We start from the raw sequence: 846 nt of genomic DNA, 5'->3' as shown, positions 1-846 counted from the left end.
GGCCTCGCGCATTATGCCCGGCCGCCCGCGTGCGCGCCCGCCGGGCCGCGCACGCGGCGTGCGGTGCGTCAGCTCGCCGACACCGTCGGCAGCCACGCGTTCGCCGCATTCTGCGTGGCGAGCTGTTTCGCGATCGAGCGCGCGAGTCGATCCGTATCGGACGCCACCGTGTCGTGCTTCGCTTCCGACACGCCATGCAGGCCGGCGCCGACCGCTGGCCTGCGTGCGGGCCGCCGGCGCGGCGGTCATGGCGGTAGTCGCGGTCGATGCGCAGCCGCGCACCGCGTGCACCATGCGTCGAACTTCGACTATCTCGATGCGAACTACGGCGGCGTGCTGATCGTGTTCGACCGGCTGTTCGGCACCTATGTCGCCGGGCGCGTTGACGAGCCGTGCCGTTTCGGCCTCGTCACGCCGACCCGTTCGCGCAATCCGTTCGTCGTCGAACTCGAACACTGGGCGAGCCTCGCCCGCGACGTCGCGACGGCCCGCGACGCGTGGACGGCGATCCGCTTCGTGCTGCTGCCGCCGGGCTGGCGCCCGGACGACCAGGGCGAAACGACGGAGGAACTGCGCCGCCGCAGCCTCGTCGCCGTGCGCACGGATGCGTGAACGCGCTACGCTGTGTCGAATTGCCGGCCGCGCATGCGTGCCGCGGCCGGCATGACCCATGCAATACGCATCATCAAGCAACCCTCGATCCAGGAGAAAACATCGATGGAACACGACTTCAAAGGCAAGGCAGTCGCGATCACGGGCGGATTCGGCCATCTGGGCATCGCGACGGCCGCGTGGCTCGGCGCGCGCGGCGCACGCGTCGCGCTGATCGGCCGCGGCGCGGCCCCG

The 846-nt window shown here is 71.2% G+C and carries 1 protein-coding gene and 1 pseudogene; both read left to right on the top strand.

Annotation, left to right across the window (positions count from 1 at the left end; translation table 11 throughout):
* Window positions 1–612, top strand: a 612-nt coding sequence (locus DPV74_RS41610) for a sterol desaturase family protein (protein WP_374709022.1), incomplete at its 5' end; no start/stop codon positions are given.
* Window positions 613–717: 105 nt separating this feature from the next.
* Window positions 718–846 (top strand): annotated as a pseudogene (locus DPV74_RS41605) (NAD-dependent oxidoreductase); the annotation flags it as partial.

Origin of the sequence: Burkholderia sp. HAN2018, from assembly GCF_024704855.1 — a bacterium.
Classification (GTDB): domain Bacteria; phylum Pseudomonadota; class Gammaproteobacteria; order Burkholderiales; family Burkholderiaceae; genus Burkholderia; species Burkholderia cepacia.
The sequence above is the reverse complement of the archived record's forward strand: the minus strand, read 5'-3'. Positions and strand labels throughout refer to the sequence as shown.